The organism is Pseudoalteromonas luteoviolacea DSM 6061 (assembly GCF_001625655.1).
Classification (GTDB): domain Bacteria; phylum Pseudomonadota; class Gammaproteobacteria; order Enterobacterales; family Alteromonadaceae; genus Pseudoalteromonas; species Pseudoalteromonas luteoviolacea.
Genome location: NZ_AUYB01000092.1, coordinates 153,854 through 176,317 on the forward strand (window position 1 = coordinate 153,854; position 22,464 = coordinate 176,317).

The 22,464-nt window shown below is 40.5% G+C and carries 13 protein-coding genes, 1 other RNA gene and 1 pseudogene; 14 read left to right on the forward strand and 1 reads right to left on the reverse strand.

The window, feature by feature from the left end:
- The first annotated feature begins 662 nt into the window (after positions 1–662).
- The 14 genes and pseudogenes from N475_RS06640 to N475_RS06705 all read left to right on the forward strand — a co-directional run bounded on the left by N475_RS06640 (position 663) and on the right by N475_RS06705 (position 21,624).
- On the forward strand, positions 663–1,415 hold the full coding sequence (locus tag N475_RS06640; RefSeq protein ID WP_063356471.1) for a hypothetical protein: 753 nt from the start codon (positions 663–665) through the stop codon (positions 1,413–1,415).
- Between the two features lie 242 nt (positions 1,416–1,657).
- A pseudogene (locus N475_RS06645) lies at positions 1,658–2,604 on the forward strand (IS30 family transposase).
- Positions 2,605–3,224: 620 nt separating this feature from the next.
- A complete protein-coding gene (locus N475_RS06650; protein ID WP_063364906.1) occupies positions 3,225–4,751 on the forward strand; it encodes an alpha/beta hydrolase in 1,527 nt (508 codons plus the stop codon).
- A 67-nt stretch (positions 4,752–4,818) separates the two neighbouring features.
- Entirely contained in the window at positions 4,819–6,531 is a 1,713-nt protein-coding gene (locus N475_RS06655) for an SWIM zinc finger family protein (protein WP_063364907.1), read from the forward strand.
- Between the two features lie 269 nt (positions 6,532–6,800).
- Complete coding sequence (locus N475_RS06660) at positions 6,801–8,567, forward strand: MotA/TolQ/ExbB proton channel family protein (protein WP_063364908.1); 1,767 nt, start codon at positions 6,801–6,803, stop codon at positions 8,565–8,567.
- Positions 8,567–9,271, forward strand: a complete 705-nt coding sequence (locus tag N475_RS06665; RefSeq protein ID WP_063364909.1) for an OmpA family protein — start codon at positions 8,567–8,569, stop codon at positions 9,269–9,271. Before N475_RS06660 ends, N475_RS06665 begins: the two co-directional genes overlap by 1 nt.
- Positions 9,271–10,410 (forward strand): HNH endonuclease, encoded by a 1,140-nt coding sequence (locus N475_RS25940; protein ID WP_063364910.1) that lies wholly within the window; start codon positions 9,271–9,273, stop codon positions 10,408–10,410. Before N475_RS06665 ends, N475_RS25940 begins: the two co-directional genes overlap by 1 nt.
- 173 nt (positions 10,411–10,583) lie before the next feature.
- Positions 10,584–12,176 carry a type I restriction-modification system subunit M gene (locus tag N475_RS06675; protein ID WP_063364911.1) on the forward strand — a complete coding sequence of 531 codons (1,593 nt, stop codon included), beginning with the start codon at positions 10,584–10,586 and terminating at the stop codon, positions 12,174–12,176.
- Positions 12,166–13,608, forward strand: coding sequence for a restriction endonuclease subunit S (locus tag N475_RS06680; protein WP_063364912.1), 1,443 nt, complete (start codon positions 12,166–12,168; stop codon positions 13,606–13,608). Before N475_RS06675 ends, N475_RS06680 begins: the two co-directional genes overlap by 11 nt.
- Before the next feature lie 64 nt (positions 13,609–13,672).
- Positions 13,673–16,915, forward strand: coding sequence for a type I restriction endonuclease subunit R (locus tag N475_RS06685; RefSeq protein WP_063364913.1), 3,243 nt, complete (start codon positions 13,673–13,675; stop codon positions 16,913–16,915).
- Positions 16,916–16,940: 25 nt separating this feature from the next.
- Positions 16,941–19,559, forward strand: a complete 2,619-nt coding sequence (locus N475_RS26025; protein ID WP_227008416.1) for an McrB family protein — start codon at positions 16,941–16,943, stop codon at positions 19,557–19,559.
- Positions 19,556–20,641, forward strand: coding sequence for a 5-methylcytosine restriction system specificity protein McrC (locus N475_RS06695; RefSeq protein ID WP_063364914.1), 1,086 nt, complete (start codon positions 19,556–19,558; stop codon positions 20,639–20,641). The genes N475_RS26025 and N475_RS06695 overlap by 4 nt, the downstream gene beginning before the upstream one ends.
- A gap of 61 nt (positions 20,642–20,702) precedes the next feature.
- A complete protein-coding gene (locus tag N475_RS06700) occupies positions 20,703–21,209 on the forward strand; it encodes a hypothetical protein (protein ID WP_063364915.1) in 507 nt (168 codons plus the stop codon).
- A complete protein-coding gene (locus N475_RS06705; protein ID WP_155732552.1) occupies positions 21,181–21,624 on the forward strand; it encodes a hypothetical protein in 444 nt (147 codons plus the stop codon). The genes N475_RS06700 and N475_RS06705 overlap by 29 nt, the downstream gene beginning before the upstream one ends.
- A 225-nt stretch (positions 21,625–21,849) precedes the next feature.
- On the opposite strand, the gene ssrA is transcribed toward N475_RS06705, so the two are convergent.
- Positions 21,850–22,207, reverse strand: a transfer-messenger RNA (tmRNA) gene (ssrA, locus tag N475_RS06710).
- Between the last annotated feature and the right edge of the window lie 257 nt (positions 22,208–22,464).

The following is a 22,464-nucleotide window of genomic DNA, read 5'->3' on the forward strand; positions in this document are numbered from 1 at the left end:
TGATATGCCCAGGGAAGAATTGTGGATTTCATCAAAGCTATCCTATTTAGGTTACAATTTAAGAATCTAGCAAAGCAAATTGTATTTTCTCTATGTTTATAGGATTTTTATTTTTTGCTTTAGCTGGATTTTTAATGCTTTATGGGAACGAAATAGGACAGGCACAAATTAATCGCCTAAAATTAGCTTTTAGACTACTGTTTAAACATCCAGTTCAAGGTGGAGCTTAGGTTGGAATGACAAGAGCAAGGACAGCATTGATAGCTTTGTCGTCGACATTATCTGTGATACCTAAAGACGGTGCTGCCTTGCTTCGGTTATCAATGTCACAGCTTCTTGTTCAAATTCTGCCGCGTAACTCTGCTTGTTCGTTTTGTCATTTCACACTTCAATAATTGGATTATATTGCATTATCAAAGAGTCCTGTTTTATTAAAGCAGACCCCTTTTAACACATACATACCGTATACAGGTGATCAAAAGTTTGACGGTGAGTGATATGGAGCTTACTTATGATTCTTGCATGGCATCTTATGAGGAAAATTGAAATTAGCAATATAGACTATATTGGCAGGCGGTGACTTGGAAATATAGTAGGAACGTGATGTCTATTAATTGAACAGAACGGGCGCCACATTCAACCAAAATTAAAAAGGAATTATGATGATTAATAAAATAGCTTTAATGTGTGCTGTAGTTTCTATGTCAGCCGTTTCCAATGAAGTGATCTACGATACAGATGCGCAAGCAGGTATTAGTACGCAATATACACATGGTCCCATTAGTGAAGTTCAGGTGCAAAGCCGCAGTGCATTACACCTTTCTGCGCGGTTTTTTGTCACGGATGCGGATGTAAACTGCCCCAATGCGCAAGTAATAAATGAAAATACATGGCAAGTGTTGGCAGAGTTACCTGTACAAGGGAATACTGCTATTACAGGCACATTACCCGGTGGTTTTGAGAGCATGCCTAAGTCTTTACAAATTACTTGTTATAGTGACAGTAAAACCTATACGGTACACCATAAAATCCCCGCTGCACCGACCATTAACTGGGAAAGTCAGGTGGCAGTATCAGGTTGGGTAAATGGTAGTCATGCTGGGTATTATGAAAATATAAATTATGTATCAGCAGCCTTCGTAAATAATAATGCACCAGATGGTCAGTGCACTTTTTCGAATTTAGTAGGGCAAGCCCCCAATGTTATTGAAAGCAAACAAGGGCTGGCTTTTAACAGTGCACATTTTACTACCGAAGGCACGGTTTTAGCGGATGGACAATATGTATATAGATACGTTGTATCTGAAATTATTTGCAAAAATGCAGGTGGCACTACGCGTGCTGTTGAAGCCTGGGACTTAGGTTATGATCATAGCCCAGCACCAGATCGAGATTATACAGTTTATTCTTATTAACTTTGCGTGTTAAGAAAGGCTAACTACTAAACTTTAGATTGTGTAGAGGCTGTTATAAAGCCTCTACTTATTCTAATGCAGACTGAATTCGATTAAGGCTTTGTGGTTATGTTGACATATTCTGTCAATTATCTAATCCTGATTTCAGATAATAAGTGCGACACTCATAGAAAGGCGTAGATGAGGAAGCCAACTGCCGAAAGTGGTACGCTCTTCTCGCCAAAGAAACAAGCAATACTACTATGAGTTATCAGCAGTTGACCGAGGGGAGAAGATACCAGATTTCTGCCCTTTTGGAACTAGGAATTTCAATCTCCGAAATAGCAAAAAAAGTGAAGTGCCACCGTGCAACGGTGTATCGTGAACTGAAAAGAAATCAAACGCATGGGCAATATTGCCCTCAAAATGCGCATGCTTATTTTGTTAAAAGGCGTGAGGCTGCTCGCAAGTATCGGATACCGCCTCAGCGCATGGAATATGTTTGCTTTCTGCTTAGTATCGATTGGAGTCCTGAGCAAATTTCCAATGTGCTTACAAGCGTAGGTGAAACCGTCAGCCATGAGTGGATTTATCGTTATATAGCCCGAGATAAATTTCGAGGTGGCAAGCTCTATCGCCATTTAAGACAAGGACATAAGCGATATCGTAGAGGCTTAAAAGATAAGGCGCCAACGATTAAAAATGCGGTATCAATTGATGAGCGACCAGTGATTGTTGAAAGTCGAGAACGATTTGGCGATTGGGAAATTGACACAGTGTTAGGTAAACATGGAACTGGCGCGATAGTGACCATCTTAGAGCGAAAAAGTCGTTTTTATTTAGCGAAAAAAGTGCCATCAAAATCGGCTGATGCAGTCACAAAGGCGACAATAGAGATGCTTATGCCATTTAAAGAGTGCGTACACACAATCACAGCAGATAATGGAGGAGAATTTGCAGGACATGCGCAGATTGGCGCAGCACTGGATACTAAAATATATTTTGCGCACCCATATAGCTCTGAGAGCGAGGTGCAAACGAAAACGCAAATGGTCTATTGAGGCAATATGTGAAAAAGGGTGTGGATTTAAGACAAGTTACAGATGAAGATATTCAGTTCGCTCAATCAAGGATTAACTACCGCCCCAGAAAGTGTTTAGGGTTCAAGCAACCAGCCATTATTTTTAAAGAACACGGTATGGCTGCTTGATATTAAAGAGTGTCGCACTTCGGAGTTGAATTCGGGATTTATTATCTTGGTATGAATATATTATCCATATAAAATTAGGCTGGTCTACTACGCCATTTAATTATTATTTATTTGTCCTGCAATGGTATATTCATCGGCCAGCTTGTTTACCTCGTCAGATTCAAAGGGGTTAATATCATAAAGGACGCCCTAAATTGTTAACCAGACTCTAATTAATGGGTAATGTACTTCATTAATTTATTACCTGTGATTATAAATGTGTAATTTGAATTGCAACATAAGTTGTTGATTTTAATGTTGAGTGTTAGGTTTTTTAGTGGCTGGATTTCGTATGGTAACCCTATTTAGCGTTTTAAATACTTAATTCTCGACAGGTTGTATTGTTTTTTGTTTTTATGACCTCATATTATTATCAATAAATTTTTTCATATTGCGCGATGAGGTATATGGGTTGAAAGTAGTATGTGAAAATGATTATCAACCTTATAGAAGTCTGCCGAACTCCATATCAATGAAACTTAATTGTTATGTTTAGAAGGGCCCACATTTATAGTTTTATCGGCCGCAGGCAGTATATAAGAAAATTTTAAAACCGTTACAATACAAGGATACTTAACTACATGCTCAATCAAAAGCTAGGTAATCTGACATTAGCGTCTTTAAGACGTATTTTACCTGAAACTCTACCTAGAGAGTATAAGCTATGTTCTAGCAATAGATATTTTTATGCTCTTTATGATGAAGATACATTTAAAGTCATCACTAATAGAGGTGAGTATAGCTTTGATATATATGAATTGTTGGAACTCTTGAGTGACGTATTGGTTATTGAGAGTGTCAAACCAAAACCTTACATGAATACCCACAAACATGTTAGTTACAAGCTGCCAATAATTCTATGGTTATTAGAGATGTATAATCAAAATACATTCGATATACCTTCTGAAATGGTCGAGCATGCTTTTCGGTCTGAGCTTGATATGGCTACAGGATTTGGCTCAATAGAAGAAATACGAGCATTACATCGACAAAAGTTCTTAAACGAAGCGAGTTTCAAATTACCTTCAGAAAATAGATACTCTGAAGGTGACAAAGTCATTAAACATAAAGATTACATCAAGGTCGACTTAGATGCGCTTTTGCCAGAGGAGGCGCAATTAGATAGCACACTTATTAACGTTAAGTATGCAACGACACGTGAGACTTTAGATACTGCATTGCAGCAATATACCAATAAGATATCAGAGACTGTGAATTACGGTCATGCGCAATTATCGATACCTGTTGATCACGTTTCCGGTCGGATAGAGCGTCCATCTATTTTTGACAAAGCATTAAGCATTTTTGGTGTAGAGGCTGAAAACAAATCTAAACACATTGTGATTAGGGATTTACAGCCTATGGACGAGGGGGATTTTTTATCTGACTTTAATGATTCAGATTCTGCGCTTATTTTCATACATGGCTACAATGTGTCTTTTGAAAGTGCTTTATATCATTCGGCACAGCTGAAGTTTGATTTAGCATATAAAGGCGAGTTTGTGCTCTTTAGCTGGCCTTCGTTTGGCTCGTTAAAAGACTACGCAGGTGACAAAGAAAGGGCTGTTGGTGCGGGGGAGCACCTCGCTAAATTAATTCAAGATATCTCTAACTCTAAAGCTAAAAACATCTATATTTTAGCCCATAGTATGGGCAGCTATTGTTTATCTGAAGCAATTAAATACTTAGCGAAGTCAGAGCCGGGCTTACAGGCCAAGCTACGAATTGCTTTGGCAGCGCCTGATATCGATCGACAAGCTTTTAAAAAGCAATACGCCGCTCGTTATTTAAGTTCGTCTGAAGGCGTCTCTATTTATGCTTGCGAGAAGGATAAAGCATTGATGGTGTCTAAATTGGTCAATAACTCCGATCGTTTAGGGTTTTCTGATCCAATAACCGTTGTAGATGGAATGGACACTATTGATGCGTCTCCATTAACTAATAAGTGGTTGAATAAAGTCAAATTGAATCACTCTTATATATTTCAGCATAACTATTTAATTACAGACTTATATCATTACTTTTTTGACCGCAAACCTGCCAGTCAAAGGAGGCTCAAACCTATGGTGTTAGAAGATCAGAAATACTGGGAATTGCACCCTTGTTAATTGAGTAAAAATGATAAGTTTTATTGTTTGTTAAAATTGTATTTTATAACTAATTTGTGAATCTGATATGAGTCCAAAACCGTCAATCAAAGTAGCCTTTACCGAATCCGACATTAAACAGCTGTGTGATGATGAAAAAATATTTTTAAAAGGCAGAGCGTTAGCAAATAAAGATGAAGTGAAAAAGCTGTCTTTTAAAAACGAAGCCATTCATGCAGTAGTGCAAGGGTCTTCGGATTACGACGTTGAATTAGATCCTGAAGCACTTAATTGGTGGGCTTGTAATTGTCCTGCTGCCCGTTATCAATCAATGTGTAAGCATATAGTAGCCACATCATTGACTTTACTGAGACCTGAAGGTGCAACCAAAGTCGCGGACTCAGACTCAGAAAGAGAGCAAATAAAACAGTATGTTAATGACACCCTAAATGCAAAGAATCCAGATGTTTTGATGCAAATGTACTTGGATTTATTGGCTAAAGATGACTTACTTTGGCAGCAAATGTTAAGTAAAGCTCTGCTATCAAAGGGGAGTGTGAGCTATAAAGAGTTAAAGTCAATTATAACAAAAGCACTTCCGCTACAGGATATTTGGGAATGGCGAGAAGTAGACCGCTATTTTTTGAACGCAGAGAAACAGTTAGACGCCATTTGGACGTTGTTAAATACACTGGAAGTCACAGTTCAGTGGAAATTGCTCAATTATATTTTAGAACGTCTGAATAAAGTACTGTTAAGAATTGATGACTCCAGTGGGGCACGCTTTGGTATAGAAGGCACGTTGTATGAACACATGCCAAAGGTGTTTACAGCTCTCCCTTGGAGTGAAGACGAAAAAGCAAGGTGGTTATTTGATAATTTGGTTAACCCCAAGTTTGATGTATTTCCATCTATCGAGTCCAATTTTGCCAGTGAAGTTCAAACCAATAGCGCATTTTTAATTAAGTGCAAACAGTACATTGAGCAGCCCCAAATGGAGCAAGGTGGTTGGGTGAGCAAATCTGTAGTTGATGTGTTACTGAGGTCTGCGAATAGCTGGCAAGACAAAGTAAACATAAAACTAAAAGTTGCCGTAACAAGCAGAGATTATTTAGAAATTGCAGAACTTTGCCTTGATAACAACGACGACCTTGATGCTGAACATTGGCTAGCAAAGGCACGAAAAGTAAACGACAGCCTTGATACCACCGCGTGTGACAGGCTAGCGATAAAAATTAAGCTACATCATGGGGAGCTGAAAAACGCGTGGAAGTTGGCCAATCAAGTATTTAAAGCCCGTCCTAGTTTTTATGAATATGAAGCACTGGTTTTATTTAAAAAGCAACACGACATAGTTGACGAGGAATTTGTCTCACGGGTTGAGCAAGAGTTTATTGCCGCGACAAAATTAAATACACCATACAATAAAGTCGCTTTTGAGAACCTATTGGCGTTTTATATAGCACAGAAAAACCTTAAACCAGCGTGCCAATTGATAGAAAGCTACAATGCAAGTGATGAGTTAAAAATTAAACTGGCTAATGCGCTGATTAACTCATCACCTACACAATCCCTTGACTTATATGAACAAGTCGTCAAAGAGAAAATCAATTGGACCAATAATGACGCATACCAAGAAGTCATCAAACTACTCCTAAGCCTAGAAAAAAAGCTGCCAAGCAAAGCGCTGAAGCCGTTTTATCAATTAATTGGTGGTCTCGCGCATAGTAATAAGCGTAAACGCAATATGTTTGCATTGTTTAATAAGCACTTTGAACAAGCAGTGAGAGAGTATAAGTAACAACGGCTTGAGTGTTTTTAATGAGCTAGCCAAGAAACCCAGTTAATAATATACACTGTACTGGCTCTGCTCAATTAAAATAGGAGGCGTCTTTTATTCTTTAAATTACTTAAATAATTATATTTTTCAGGTGGTTGTGCTTTAGATTTGGTTGATAATTATACTTTAACTCTGCTGTAATATACTGTAATGTTTTTGAAACCCTGATTTGGGTAACATCCTGCGCATTTGGCTATAAATATTTTCATTTGAGTTGAAAAGGACTTTTTATGCAATCGGCAGTAACTAGCAGTTTTATCGATTCTAACACCGGTATGGTGACCATTATTATTTGTGGTGTGCTTTTGGCTATTTTCATATTTGGTTTTTGGCATGCTAAAAATAAAAAACATCCTGAGTTTGTAAACTATGTCCCTACGCTATTAACGACAGCAGGTATTTTTGGTACGTTTCTAGGTATAGTTTTAGGTTTATTCCACTTTGATCATACGCAAATAGACTCAAGTATTTCAGCATTACTCGATGGGCTTAAAACTGCCTTTATTACCAGTTTATTGGGTTTGCTGTTGTCCATTATTTTTAAATTCGCTCAAACCACTATTTTTACGCAAAGTGAGGTCGAAGCTGTATCGGACGCTTCGCCAGAGGCCATTTTAGCAGCCATCAAAGCGCAAACGGTTGCAACCAGCGAGCTAAAAGATGCACTAGTCGGAAATGAAGAAAGCACTTTGCTGGGCCAAATTAAATTATTGCGATCAGATGGCAACGATAATTTTAAGCAAGCACAAGCATTGCAAAAAGAGCAATTTGAGGCACAGTCGCAAAGGCAAACAGAATTTGCAGATAAGCTTTGGATCAAACTGCAAGACTTTGCAGATACATTGTCTAAATCGGCGACAGAAGAAATTATTGCCGCTTTAAATAGCGTGATTGCTGATTTTAATCAAAAGCTCACTGAGCAGTTTGGCGACAACTTTAAAAAGCTTAATGAGGCAGTGTTTAAACTCGTTGAGTGGCAAGAAAACTACCGTATTCAACTCGAAGAAATGAAAGCACAGTACAGCCACGGGGTTGAAGCCATTGTTAAAACCGAAGGATCAGTGGCAAGCATTAATGAACATGCTAAATCTATTCCGCAGTCTATGGATACCCTCACAGATGTCATGGAAGTCAATCAGCACCAATTGGCTGAACTAGAAAGGCATTTAGCCGCATTTGAGCAAATGCGCGACAAAGCTGTGGAAGCAGTACCTCAAATACAGCAACATGTTGAAAAAACAGTTCAGGATATTGGAGCTGCGGTAGAAGAAGCAAGCATACATTACACATCATTATTAACGCATTCTGATGAATACATAAATAAACACATGAGCTGCTCAGAAGCGCTATTGGATAAGTTTGTTAGTACTACTGAGCAAGGTATTGACGCTGTTGGCAACAAACTGATCAGTAGCTCAGAAAATATGGGTAAAGCGCTGGATATTGCCAGCACAGAGTTTACACATTCAGCTTCCAGAACAAATGAAAGCTTGCAAACCAGCTCAGATCACTTAGCCGATGGCAGTGACAAGATGCAGCAGCATATTAAAGATGCGGTTTCTGATTTAAACAACAACATGCGTGACTTAATTGAAAAAGTGGTCGTTGAAGCACGCACCATGACCACCACGTTTAAAGAGGCAAATTCGGAGCTTGCGCAAGATACCAAACAAGCAAGGGATACCTTTGTTACAACCAATAATGAAGTCACCGAACATATTAAACGCATTGTTGAGCAAGTAGCTCAAGAGCAAATGCAACAAACCCAGCGTACGTTTGTGGCCATTGAAGAAGCCGCGAACCAACAACTAACTAAAACACATGAAACCGTTGAAAATCAGCTCAAAATGATTGACCAGTCGATGCAAGAAGAACTCACACGGGCACTGCAGTTGATGGCTAATTCGCTGGGTCAAATCTCTGGCAAATTTGCAGATGACTACCAAGTGCTAACACAGCAAATGAAGCGGGTGGTTGACCAAGGAGCGACGGTGTAATGGAGCATATTTTTGGTAAGCGCAAAGCATCAGAAGAGGGCGGTGAGCATTGGCTGTCTATTTCAGATTTGATGGCGGGCTTAATGATGGTGTTTTTATTTATCGCCATTGTATTTATGCGCCATACCATGAAAGAAAATGAAAAAATAAAGAGTGTTGCGGTCGCTTATCAAGAAAACCAAGTCGCCATTTATGACTCGCTGATGAAAGAGTTTGAAAAAGACCTAGCAAAATGGGGCGCTGAGATCGACAAAGAAACACTGGCTTTTAATTTTCAATCACCAGATGTGTTGTTTGACGGCGGCGAAATTGACTTTAAACCACGATTTGCACGCATACTAGATGACTTTTTCCCGCGATATTTAAACGTACTCAAGCCATTTCGAAGTTCAATTGACGAAGTCAGGATTGAAGGCCACACCAGTAGCGAGTGGAACAAAGGTAGCACCGAAGAAGAAGCCTATTTTAAAAATATGAAGCTGTCACAAGGCAGAACTCGGGCGGTTTTAGCCTATCTATATAACTTAGTGCCAGAAGAAACGGCTTGGATAAAACGCAATATCGCAGCGGTTGGCTTTTCTTCGTCGCGATTAATTTTGACTGATAACGGCAAAGAAGACGCCGAGCAATCACGGCGAGTGAGCTTTAGGGCCATCACCAATGCGCACATTCAGATTAAGCGCATTTTAGAGGCGCAAGAGTAATGGAAATTTCCATAAACTTTGAGCAGCTTGAAAGTGCAGCTTTAAAGATGGGCGCGCCCAGCAGGCACATTGAATTAAACGCAAGCCTTGAACAGTTAAGTGAAATAGACAGTGGCTTGGGTGAGGGGTTGGTACTTGGAGAAGACCTTGAGCTTTCGGATATTGAGAACACACATAATTTGCTGTCGTACAAGGGGCGGCAAATTATGCTTTATATTCCAGAGCAAAGGAGCCACATCGAAGAAGTCATAAATAATGGTAAGATAGCGCAAGCAAGGCGTTTGCATGTTGCCGAGTGCGGTACCATTGAAGACATGCGCAATAAAGGCTTTTTTGAGCGTTATCAAGTGACCAATGACATTAGTGGCAGTTACCCTGTGGTGGGGCATCAGCATTACCGAGGTGAGGTAATAGAGGGCAAAGCTGAGCTGGGGGTATGCAAAAATTGTTTACGCATTCTAAATTACAAGGGCTATGCTGATCTCAAAGGGGAGGCAAAAGACAAGGTGTTTTTAGAGCTGAATCTCGCAGAGCTCTTCGAGTCTTACAGCTCCTACTTTAAACACTACCCCACCCAAAAAAAATCTATCGGCAGCTACACCAAGGACTGGGAGCTGGTATCTGCAAATTACCGTCAACAGCAAAACTATACCTGTGAGCAGTGTGGAGTAGCACTCTCAAACCACAAGCGATTGCTGCATACGCATCATATTAATGGTGTAAAAACAGACAACGCTGTAAACAATTTAAAAGCCCTGTGTGCAGATTGCCATACTAAGCAGCCTAACCATGACCATATGTATGTTTCCCACGAGGATCGCTTACTAATAAATCAACTTAGACGTGAGCAACATAAATTTGATTGCAGTGAATATTCAGACGTTCTCCAGTATGCAGACTCCGCCCTCAAGGGCCTATTGTTAAAGTGCCAAACATACCGGCTACCCACGCCTGAGCTAGGTATTTGCATAAAACATGGCAATGAATTGGTATCGATTGACCTCGCTTGGCCGCGTAAAAAGTTTGCCGTGGTGATAGAGCACTCACAACTAGTAGCATTAAGAGCATTGGGTTGGGATGTATGGTTAGCCAGTGACGGGCTCGCCAACTTTTATGCGATGCAAAAATACATCCGTTAGGGCTCAATTTTGGGTAGCAAAAAGGGTATGATATTGCCATTAAAAACAGGTGGTTTGGTTTTCACTTAAAACACACCACTCGCTCAAATTTGAAAAGCATTACTAAATAGTTCAACTACATAGCGCATAAGTGTATTTGAAACTTTATAAGAAGTTCAGGATAGAATTTAAAAATGACAACTGCGAAAAGCAAAAAATCAGACGCTAACTTTGAAGAAACCCTCTGGGATACTGCCAATAAGCTACGTGGCAGTGTTGAATCATCCGAATATAAGCACGTCGTGCTGAGTCTTATCTTCCTAAAATTTATCAGTGACAAGTTTGAAGACAAGCGCCAAGCGTTAATTGACGGAAATATGGGGGACTTTGTAGAGCAAGTTGAGTTTTACATGCAAGACAACGTGTTCTATTTACCAGAGGAAGCGCGTTGGTCGTATATTCAAAAGAATATGAAGCAAGATGACATCGCAGTAAAAATTGATACGGCATTACACACCGTTGAAAAGAACAACCCGTCATTAAAAGGCGCACTCCCTGAAAACTACTTTAGTCGTTTAGGGCTTGTTACCAGTAAGCTTGCGTCACTTATCGATACCATCAATAACATTGACACCGCTGCCAGCGAGTGTGACATGACCGAAGAAGATTTAGTGGGTCGAGTATATGAATACTTCTTAGGTAAATTTGCTGCAAGCGAAGGTAAAGGCGGTGGAGAGTTCTACACGCCAAAATCAGTGGTAGCGCTCATCGCTGAAATGATAGAGCCGTTTAAAGGTAAAATTTACGACCCATGCTGTGGTTCAGGTGGTATGTTTGTGCAATCCCTTAAGTTTATCGACAGCCACAAAGGCAATCGTAAAAACATTGCCATTTACGGTCAGGAATACACAAACACCACCTACAAGCTAGCCAAAATGAACCTAGCGGTACGTGGTATCTCGGGCAACTTAGGTGAAGTAGCGGGTGATACTTTCTTTAAAGATCAGCACGAAGATTTAAAAGCGGATTACATCATGGCAAACCCGCCGTTTAACCAAAAGCAATGGCGTGGTGATAAAGAGCTTTTAGACGACCACCGCTGGGATGGTTTTGATGTGCCACCAACCGGTAATGCTAACTATGCGTGGATCATGCACATGATCTCAAAATTGAGTGAAAACGGCACTGCGGGCTTTGTTCTAGCTAACGGCTCTATGAGCTCAAATACGAGCGGTGAAGGGGCAATTCGGCAAAAAATCATCGAAAAAGACTTAGTTGATTGCATGATTGCACTGCCGGGGCAATTGTTCTACACCACGCAAATTCCAGTATGTTTATGGTTTATCACTAAGAATAAAAAAGAAGATACTGAACGAGGCTACCGTAACCGCCAAGGTGAAACCTTGTTTATTGATGCCCGTGAAATGGGCACCATGGTGAGCCGTGTTCATAAAGAGCTCACTACGGAAGATATTGCAGAAATTGCGCGTACTTATCATGCATGGCGCAACACTCCCGGTCATTCCGCACTTGAAGCGGAACCGCTTGAACCGTATGAAGATAAAGCCGGTTATAGCAAAGCAGCTACGTTAGATGATATTAAGGCTAATGACTTTGTTTTGACTCCAGGTCGTTACGTTGGTGCTGCCGAGATTGAAGATGACGGCATCCCGTTCGAAGTGAAGATGAAAGAACTTAGCCAAACCCTTTATAGCCAAATGGAACAAGCTGAAACGTTAGATAAAGCGATCCGTCAAAACTTGGAGGTGTTGGGTTATGGTAAGTAATTGGCCTGTATTACAACTGGGAGAGCTTGTAAAAATTAAAGGCGGTAAACGATTACCCAAAGGGAGCGCCTTACAGTCACATAAGTCAGAGCATCCGTATATCAGGGTAAGAGATATGGGCACAAGGTATATACCAAAAGATATGCTAGAGTATGTACCAAATGAAGTTTTTCCATCAATAAAAAACTATATTGTTGAAGAGAATGACGTAATAATTTCAATAGTAGGTACTATTGGTCTTATAAGTATTATTGATAAATCGTTGCACTTAGCTTCACAAACAGAAAACTGTGCAAAGTTAAGCGGTTTGGATAACTCTGATGCTCATTATCTTTATTACTATTTAAATTCTTATGTTGGTCAACAACAAATTAAAGAAGCTACGGTAGGGGCTGTTCAAGCAAAGTTACCTCTTTATGGTTTGAATAGTCTCTCTGTAATTTGGCCTGAGCGTCATATACGTGAAAACATAGTCCATAATTTAATTACACTTGACGATAAAATAGAACTCAACCGCCAAACTAACCAAACCCTAGAGCAAATGGCGCAAGCGTTATTTAAAAGCTGGTTTGTTGATTTTGACCCTGTATTCGACAACGCCCTTGCCAGTGGTGTCGGTGTGAACGACTTCCCAGAAGCATTACAGAAAAAAGCGCAAGCTAGATTCGAACAACGCCAATTGTTTGATTCGGCAGTGCCTTCAGCCAATAGTAAAGCTGATATAAAACCACTACCAGCCGACATCCTCAATCTCTTCCCAAGCGAGTTTGAACAAACCGATGAACCATCAATCGGCATCAATGGCTGGATACCGAAGGGATGGATAGTATCTCAATTATCAGAAGTAACAACTGAATTACGTCGAGGCATTTCACCTAAATATACCGAAGAAGGTGGAATTCAAGTTATCAACCAAAAATGTATCAGAAATCATGAAATCAACTTTTTATTGTGTAGAAGAAATAATCCAGAGTTGAGAAAAGTTGCAGGTAGAGAGTTGTTGATTGGTGATGTTTTAGTTAATTCAACTGGTGTAGGTACTTTAGGAAGGGTAGCTCAAGTTCATAATTTACCAGAGCCAACTGTTGTGGATTCACATGTTACAGTTGTTCGCCCTAATATTGATAAAATAATGACTTATACCTTCGGACAGCTAATGTTAGCGAACGAGCGGCGTATAGAAGCTTTAGGAGAGGGAAGCACAGGACAAACGGAACTCAGTCGTAAAATTTTGTCTGAGCAAAAAGTACTTCTTCCACCTGTCAGTATAGCGACTAAGATCGAAGGCACGTTTAAGTCATATGCAGATAAACAGGTAAGTAATCGTGCTCAAATATCCTGTCTTGAAAAGCTAAGGGACACCTTATTACCAAAACTAATCTCTGGTGAATTACAACTGCCTCAAGAAAGCGCTAAAACTGGGACAACATAGCAATGATGCCCAGTTACATTTGAAAATTAGAAAATCTGGCCAAAAGTATTAGGGAAAAATAAAAATGAAATTTACAGAAGCCCAATTGGAAGCTGCCATTATTGAATTGCTGGCCGAACAAGGTTACCCGTACACATCAGGTGCAGAGCTGTCACTCGCTGAAGGCGCACGCGCACCAGAGCAGGTATTAATCACCGAAGATTTAAAAGCTTATCTTGTTAGTCGCTACGCCAAAGATGATATCACCCAAGGCGAAGTCGATAGCATTATTAAGCAGCTAGAAAATCTACCCGCCAGTGATTTGTATGAGAGCAATAAAACCTTCTGTAAATGGTTAAGTGATGGCTTTTTGTTAAAGCGAGAAGCCGGTAGCAAGCCAGGTGAGGCGTCTAAAAAAGATTTATACATTCAGCTAATTGACTACGATGATGTGATTGACGGCCACAATGTTTTTAAATTTGTCAATCAGCTAGAAATTGAAAGCCCGTCTGCTGATAACACTAAACGTATTCCAGACGGCATTTTATATATTAATGGTTTACCTCTAGTGGTGTTTGAATTTAAAAGCGCCATTCGAGAAGAGCAAGCCTCACTCCATGATGCCTATGTGCAATTAACCACGCGTTATCGCCGCGATATTCCGCAGCTATTTGTATTTAACGCCCTGTGTATCATCAGTGATGGTGTAAATAATAAAATGGGGAACGTCTTTGCCCCTTACGACTTTTATTACGCATGGCGAAAAGTCACAGGTGATGAGTCGGTTGAGCAAGACGGCATAAATGCACTGCATACCATGCTACAAGGCTTGTTTGATAAAGAACGCTTGTGCGATGTGATCCGAAACTTTATTTACTTTCCTGATAAGTCAAAAGGTGAGGTAAAAATTGTTTGTCGTTATCCCCAGTATTACGCTGCGAGAAAGCTTTTTGAAAATATTAAAAAAGAGCGCAAAGTGATTGCTGTTGACGGGACGGTTGAAGGTGGTAGCGGTAAAGGCGGCACCTACTTTGGGGCTACTGGCTGTGGTAAAAGTTTTACCATGCAATTTTTATCTCGCCTTTTAATGAAAAGCGTTGAGTTTGAAAGCCCAACCATAGTACTAATCACGGATAGAACAGACTTAGACGACCAGTTATCGAAGCAGTTTGCCAATGCCAAAAGCTATATTGGTGATGATCATATTGTTAGTGTTGAAAGCCGTGATCAGTTAAGACAATTACTAAAGGGCCGACAAAGTGGCGGTGTATTTTTAACGACCATTCATAAGTTTACTGAAGATATTGAACTGTTGACCGAACGTACCAACGTTATTTGTATCTCAGATGAAGCGCATCGTAGCCAAGTTAACTTAGACCAAAAGGTATCAATCACTGAACAAGGTGTAAAACGTACCTTTGGTTTTGCCAAATACCTGCATGATTCACTACCAAACGCCACCTTTGTTGGTTTTACCGGCACACCTATTGATGCCACATTAGATGTGTTTGGTGAGGTGGTCGATGCGTATACCATGTCTGAGTCGGTGAAAGACGAAATTACCGTGCGTATTGTCTATGAGGGCCGCGCGGCAAAAGTTTTACTTAATAATGCCAAGCTTGAAGAAATAGAAGCCTATTACAAGCAGTGTGAAGAGTCTGGTAGTAATGAACATCAGATAGAAGAAAGTAAAAAAGCCACATCAAGCATGAACTCGATATTGGGCGGTCCTGATCGTATTCGAACCCTTGCTAAAGACTTCGTAGAACATTATGAAGCGCGCATTAGAGAAGGCTCTACCATTAAAGGTAAAGCTATGTTCGTGTGTAGCTCAAGAGAAATTGCTTATCAGTTTTATCAAGCGCTAGAAGCAATTCGCCCTGAATGGTTCGAAATCAAAGAAGCTGAAGATATTGCGCAATATTCAGAGCAAGAGAAGAAGGGAGCCATCAGCGCAGGTAAATTAGCCAAACCGATGGAACGTGTCAAAATGGTGATGACACGAGGTAAGGATGATCCAGAGACGCTTTACAACCTTTTGGGTACTAAAGAGTACCGCAAAGAGCTAGACCGACAGTTTAAAAACGATAAATCTAACTTTAAGATCGCCATTGTTGTTGATATGTGGCTCACCGGTTTTGATGTGCCATTCTTAGATACCATTTACATCGACAAACCATTACAAAAACATAACCTTATTCAGACTATTTCTCGTGTTAACCGTAAGTTTTCGGGTAAACATAAAGGCTTAGTGGTTGACTACATTGGTATTAAAACAGCAATGAATAAGGCGCTCGCGCAGTTTTCAAAATCAGAAGAAACGAATTTTGAAGACATTAATCAGTCAGTGATTGCGGTTAAAGATCACCTTGATTTACTCTCTCGTATTTTTCATAAGTTCGATTCATCACCCTATTTTACTGGCGAACCTGTGGCACAGTTGAACTGTCTAAATAATGCGGCTGAATTTATCTTGTCAGTGGGTAAGTTAGAAAAGCGTTTTATGGCGTTAGTTAAACGTTTAAAAGCCGCTTATGACATTTGTTGTGGTAGTGAAAAGCTCTCACAAAAAGAGCGGGATTATATTCACTTTTACTTAGCTGTTCGCTCAATTATTTATAAGTTAACTAAAGGCGATGCCCCTGATACGACCCAGATGAACGCTAAAGTACGAGAGATGATCAGCGAGGCACTGAAAAGTGATGGCGTAGAAGAGATCTTTAAATTGGGTAACGATGATGGCGAGATAGATATTTTTGATGAAGATTACCTTGCTAAAATCAGCAAAATTAAGCTGCCAAATACCAAGATAATGCTACTGCAAAAGATGCTAGCAAAAGCCATTGGTGAAATGAAAAAGGTAAATCTTGCCCAAGGGGTGGATTTTACCAAACGCTTTAAAGCCTTGGTTGAAAAATACAATGAGCGCAAAGAAGAAGATGTATTGGTCAGTGAAGTACTCGAAGACTTTTCAGATGAAATCATCACAATGTTTACCAGCTTAAAATCAGAAATGGACTCAAATGATGATTTGGGGATCAGTTTTGAAGAAAAAGCGTTTTACGACATTCTAAAATCATTAGCAATTAAGTACGACTTTAGTTATCCAGAAGATAAACTTATTGAGCTTGCTCAAGAAGTGAAAGAAGTGGTGGATGATAAAGCCAAGTATACCGACTGGAACAACCGAGACGATATTAAAGCGTCTTTAAAGGTCGATTTGATCATGCTTCTGGCTAAATTTGGTTACCCACCAGTAAATCGTGACGAGGTTTATAAAGAGATTTTTGCTCAGGCTGAAAATTTTAAAAAGCATCGTGCGGCTTAAGTAGTGCGAAGGCAAAGGAATTGAAATGATAACAAAAAATAAACTCAGCCAATTGATTGAAAGTACGCTTACTAGTTATGGTTTTAGTATTGAGAATGCAGAGCTAGCCGCCCATGTCGAGCGAATTTATCCAGAGTTAGTGAAAACGGCATCTTACCCAGCTTGGGACAGCAAAGACGATACTTTGGCCTACATTGGCACTTTGATCCTTCAGATAAATCAACATGCTGAATTTAAAAATGAACTAAAAGCACTTTTGGTCAAAGAAATGAGACAAAGCTTGGCCGAAAGCAGACCTTGCTGGTTTGTGGGGGCGAGTTGGGGCAAGCAAAGTGTTGACCAAACCCAGCGCTTTATTGAGCAAGGAATTTGGGAAAACGGCTATGAAGACAAGTACACTCAAGATGTAAAAAGCATCAAGGTGGGCGATAGAATCGCTATCAAGTCTGCGTATACAAGGCGTAAAGACTTACCTTTTGAAACTCGAGGTAATACGGTTTCTGTCATGGGGATCAAGGCCGTTGGGGTAGTGACAGGCAATAAAAAGGATGGACGGCAGCTTCAAGTCGATTGGCAAAAAACCTATTCACCAGCCAAAGAATGGTATTTTTATACAGGCAGAACCACAGTATGGCGAGTAGAGCCGGGTGAGTGGATCACCGATGCGCTGATTAAGTTTACATTTGAAGATGCTGAACAAAATTACAAAAAGTTTGCCAATCATGCCTCATGGAAAGAGCGATTTGGCGACATACCCGAAGACGATATTAGATTTAAATGGACTGGCTTTTATGAGGCCATTGCCAATGAACTAAGTGATTATAAAAACAATAGAGCAGCTTTAATTGATTGGATGATGACGGTTGCACAAAAATACGACCTATCTTATATCATGGGAAAAAATCTTGAAGATATTGACCCATTTACAGTTATGGGCATATTCAATCGTAATATAAGACCTGACACCCGCAAAGAGATCGCTCACGAGCTTGCTGACTTTTTACAGCTAGATATACCAGTACCGGAGTCTTTTGAAGCGATCCCTGTATTGAATAATCAAAGGTCTTGGTTTTTTTCTTCTAAAGAAGAAAGAGGAGAAGAGGACATCAATAACCTTTGGGCCTTATTTGATGCTGCCAGAGGTTTGGCTGATGAAAATAGCGAAGACGATTCGGTATTTGTGAATTTATACAACAAAGTGGCGGCCCAGCATGGCATACGCTGGAACTTGTCGATGGGATTGTATTGGGTAAGGCCATGGAGCTTTCCGACGCTTGAAAAGCAAAGTAAAGCGTACTTGGCAACACTGTCTATTAAACCACAAAGAAATGGCCCCGATAGAAGTTGCAGCGGTCGTGACTACTTGTCAATTAGAGAAGATTTACAAATCAGGTTTGCAGAGCCAGAATTTCCAGTGCATTCATTCCCTGAGCTGTCGCTTTTGGCTTCGCTAAAACCAATTCAAAAGAAAGAAAACACGCGTTTAACATGGAAAACAGAGGTATTGTCCCGAGTTAAAGGCCTTTGTCATGAAAAGCGCAGCGCGTTTTTTTCACGCGTAGAGTTCAAAGCACGTTACCTAAAAGAGTTAGAGGCTTTGTTCCCTGACAACAACAGCGCTGAGTTTTCGATTGATAGCAATATGCAAAAGCTGCGTGATGAAGATGAGATCCGTTTTGTCACTGGTGGTAACTATGAGTGGTTGAGTTACGAAGAATCTTTAGAAGATGATGAGCAGCAAGAAGCGTTTAAAGGAAAAGAATATACGGTAGAAAGCATCGTTGAGGAGGGCTGCTTTTTATCACAAGATGCGCTTGAAGACATGTTGTATTGCCTAAAAGAAAGAAAAAATCTCATTTTACAAGGGCCGCCGGGAACGGGAAAAACATGGCTTGGAAAGCGTTTAGGCTATGCGTTAATTGGACAGGAACAGCAAGATTTTATAAAAGCGGTGCAATTTCATCCAAATATCTCTTATGAAGATTTCATCATCGGCTGGCGACCAAACGAAGACGGCAATCTGTCGCTATGTGAAGGACCATTTTTAGAGTTTGTTAGGCTTGCGCAACAAAATGCCAAAAATAATTATGTTGTGGTAATAGAAGAAATTAACCGAGGTAATCCCGCGCAAATTTTTGGTGAAATGCTGACGTTATTGGAAGAAGGGAAACGCACACCGCGAGAAGCTTTGGAGTTGAGTTACCGTATTAAAGGTGACGAGCCTGTATATATCCCTGAAAACCTTTATGTGATAGGTACTATGAATGTGGCTGATAGATCCCTTGCTATGGTTGACTTAGCACTACGCAGGCGTTTTTCATTTATTGATCTTGAACCTACTTTTGGCAAGCCATGGCGTGACTGGGTGCACCAAGAAACAGACATTGACTTGACCAGCTTAGAAGCAATTGAACGCCGTATCAATGCGCTAAATAAAGTGATTGCTGCAGACGAGAGTTTGGGTGAGCAATTTAAAATAGGCCATAGCTATGTAACCCCAGCGCGCGGCTGTAAAATTGAAGATGTAGGTCGCTGGTTTAAGTTAGTGGTAGAAACCCAGATATATCCAGTATTGATTGAATATTGGTTTGATGAGCCAAGTAAAGCAAAGCAGCAAAAAGACGCGTTATTAAAACCGCTATGAGTATTGTCGAAACCGTTAGGTGCAATACGGCTGCGGGGATACCCGTCAGAAATTTATGGCTTTTGATGCTATATGCGTCTGATTTTCGCTATTTGCTGCATCAAAAAGGTGACAAAGAAGACATTGATGAAGATGTTGCGAACTTGGTTGCAGAGGTGTTTTGTAGTGAGGTGAACACTAGGCTAAAACGCCAGTTAAGTCATGGCTATGAACGCACCTCAGGTGAATTAAACCGTGTTCGAGGTCGTATTAATACGCTAGAGACGTATTCAAAAGGTTTACTTAAAAAAGGTAAAGTGAGCTGTGCTTTTGAGACGTTATCTGTCGATACGGCCAGAAACCGTTTTATTTTGGGGGCGCTACAGCGTTTGCTTTACTTGGTCTCAAGCAAACAGTTAAAGCAAAGTTGTGTAAGCCTTGTTAAGTCAATGAAACAGTATGGCGTAACAGATAAGCTCGATAGACAATATCACCCTAAATATGAGCGGTTTGGCAAGCATGAGATGGCTGATCGCAAGGTATTACAATTGGCTGCGCTGGCTTTTGATCTAGCGCTTATAAATGAGTCGGCGGCCAATCAACTTTACCCATCTCCAGACAAGCAAGCATATTGGGTAAGAAAGTTGTTTGAAAAAGCCGTAGCAGGCTTTTATACCGCTAAGCTAGGTAAGGATTGGTCCGTTAGACGAGGTAAGCGCCTAGATTGGCGTATTGATGGTGCATCAGAGCTAATTGATAAACTTATGCCATCGATGCAAATAGATATGCAACTTGAAAACTCAGTGGCCCAGCGGCGGTTAATCATAGATACAAAATACACATCAATAACCACACATAATTATTATGGTGGAGAAATATTCAAAAGCGGTTATATCTATCAACTTTATACCTATTTAAGGTCACAAGAGTGTACCAATGATCCTTTATCTTTGACCTCATCGGGCATGCTATTACACCCTTCGATTGGTGAACATTATGATGAAGTTGTTAGCATACAGGGGCATGATATACGATTTTGCACGGTTGATTTGACTGAGTCAGCCGCTGAAATAAATCGTCAGCTGATTGGGTTGTTGGGGTAGTTTTATAGCTAGTCTTGCAAGGAAGAGCGTAAGGAATGACATTGAACAGGGGAGTACATGTATGGACTGGTTATCTGGCACTGATTCGTTTGTCAGTATTATTGCGGGAGCAATGGCTATTTATGCGACAGTCCAGCTCTGGCGTAAAAAGAAAAGCACGCTGAATCAAAAAGTAGAGATTAGCACATGCCCAGCGCAACGATTTTTAGACTTGTTTGAGGCACATGGTGTTGCAAAAAGCCAAATACCGGCATTTTTTGGTAGAGGCCTAACAATATCTGACTGCTCGTCACCGACAAAATTGCTGGAAAAGCTTACCGATGAATTGTTGAAAGACGCAGCAAACTTGTTTGCAGTCAATATAGATTGGCTTTATGGCACAACTGATGAGGTGTTTAAGATACACCAGTTCTATAAGCACCCAGAGTACTGTAAAGGCTTTGTCGAGGCATTGAAAAGTAAGGGCTGTCACCTTACTTGCTATGCGTTGTGGCCAAATAAAAAATCTTACGTTCTCAGATTCCAAGTCAGCAATCGTGATGATGGAAGAGGTAGGTTGTATAAATGAGCGGCCAATTCATCGGCTGCATATCTTGGGTGGCTGGGTTCACAGCTACTGGAAATGCCGTGGTTATTATGCGGCGTGCACCTCAATCATAATGAATAATGATATTAGGGGGTTTGGCAAAACAATTGAAGTTGAGCTCCTTACTCATATAGCGAATGGAACGCGGCTACCTGCTTATAACTTTGACGATAGCTTATTTGACTTTACATTAGGGGAGTCATGGCTGGCAGATGATTTCATTGATAATCCTGAGTGCTACTTACAGGGCATATCGCCCGAGACGGATAACTTTGGATTGCATGCTGCCATAGACCTGTGGCTGAACCTAGAAGAGCAGGGACACTTAATTGTCACAAAGTACTCAAATCCTGATTATGTCAGAGCATTATTTCATAAGTTTGAAGTTAGAGAGTGACCTACGGTCAGTGATTGGTTGGATGCTGACTTGGGTAAACGATAGGTAACGTTTAAATGGAATATAAACCAGCAGACTTTTATAAGGCGTCGAGTTGTTTTATCTGAAACTGTAGCTATTGCGAGATCCCAAAGGCCGTTGTGGGTGGAAATTGGATGTTTTGCAGCAGACACAAAAAAGCCAGTTAAAGAAGTTCTCTAACTGGCTGTTTTATAACACTTAATGTGGTGGAGCTGGGGGGATTTGAACCCCCGTCCAGAAAGCGTCGACCCTCGGTCCTACATGTTTAGTATCGTCTATTGGTTAACCTTTAAGTCTCGGACGAACACGATAAGTAAAGGCGAGGCCGCTTATATTTAGCCCTTCAACCCCGGCCAGGGTTTCCGTAGCGATCTTATGTAGGGTGACACTCCAAATCCAGAACCACAAGCATTTCTTGGAGGAGTGCTAGCGGGCTTATTATGCCGCTAGAGCGTAGTTATCGTCGTTTGCGATTACTTTAAATGCGGCTTTTTTACGAGGCCAACCGCCCCTCGACATGCACCTCAGGCTTCATGAATCCTGTCGAATCCTAATCAGCCCCTGAATTTGGTATTCAGTTCACTATAATTTCTCGGACAGATTCCGATAATTAGCGTGTGTCTCGCATTATACATAGGATTCATTGCATTACAAACGAGAATCGCATTTTTTCCTTAATTATCCGTGTGGTAAAAATTGTGGTAAAAAACATTGGATTAAAAGTGAGCAATATTGATTGCGTTTTAGTCATTTTTCTGGGGGCCTACACAGATGTAATTAACGTTTTAGATAACGTATGTGTTCTGCGCAACTAAATCA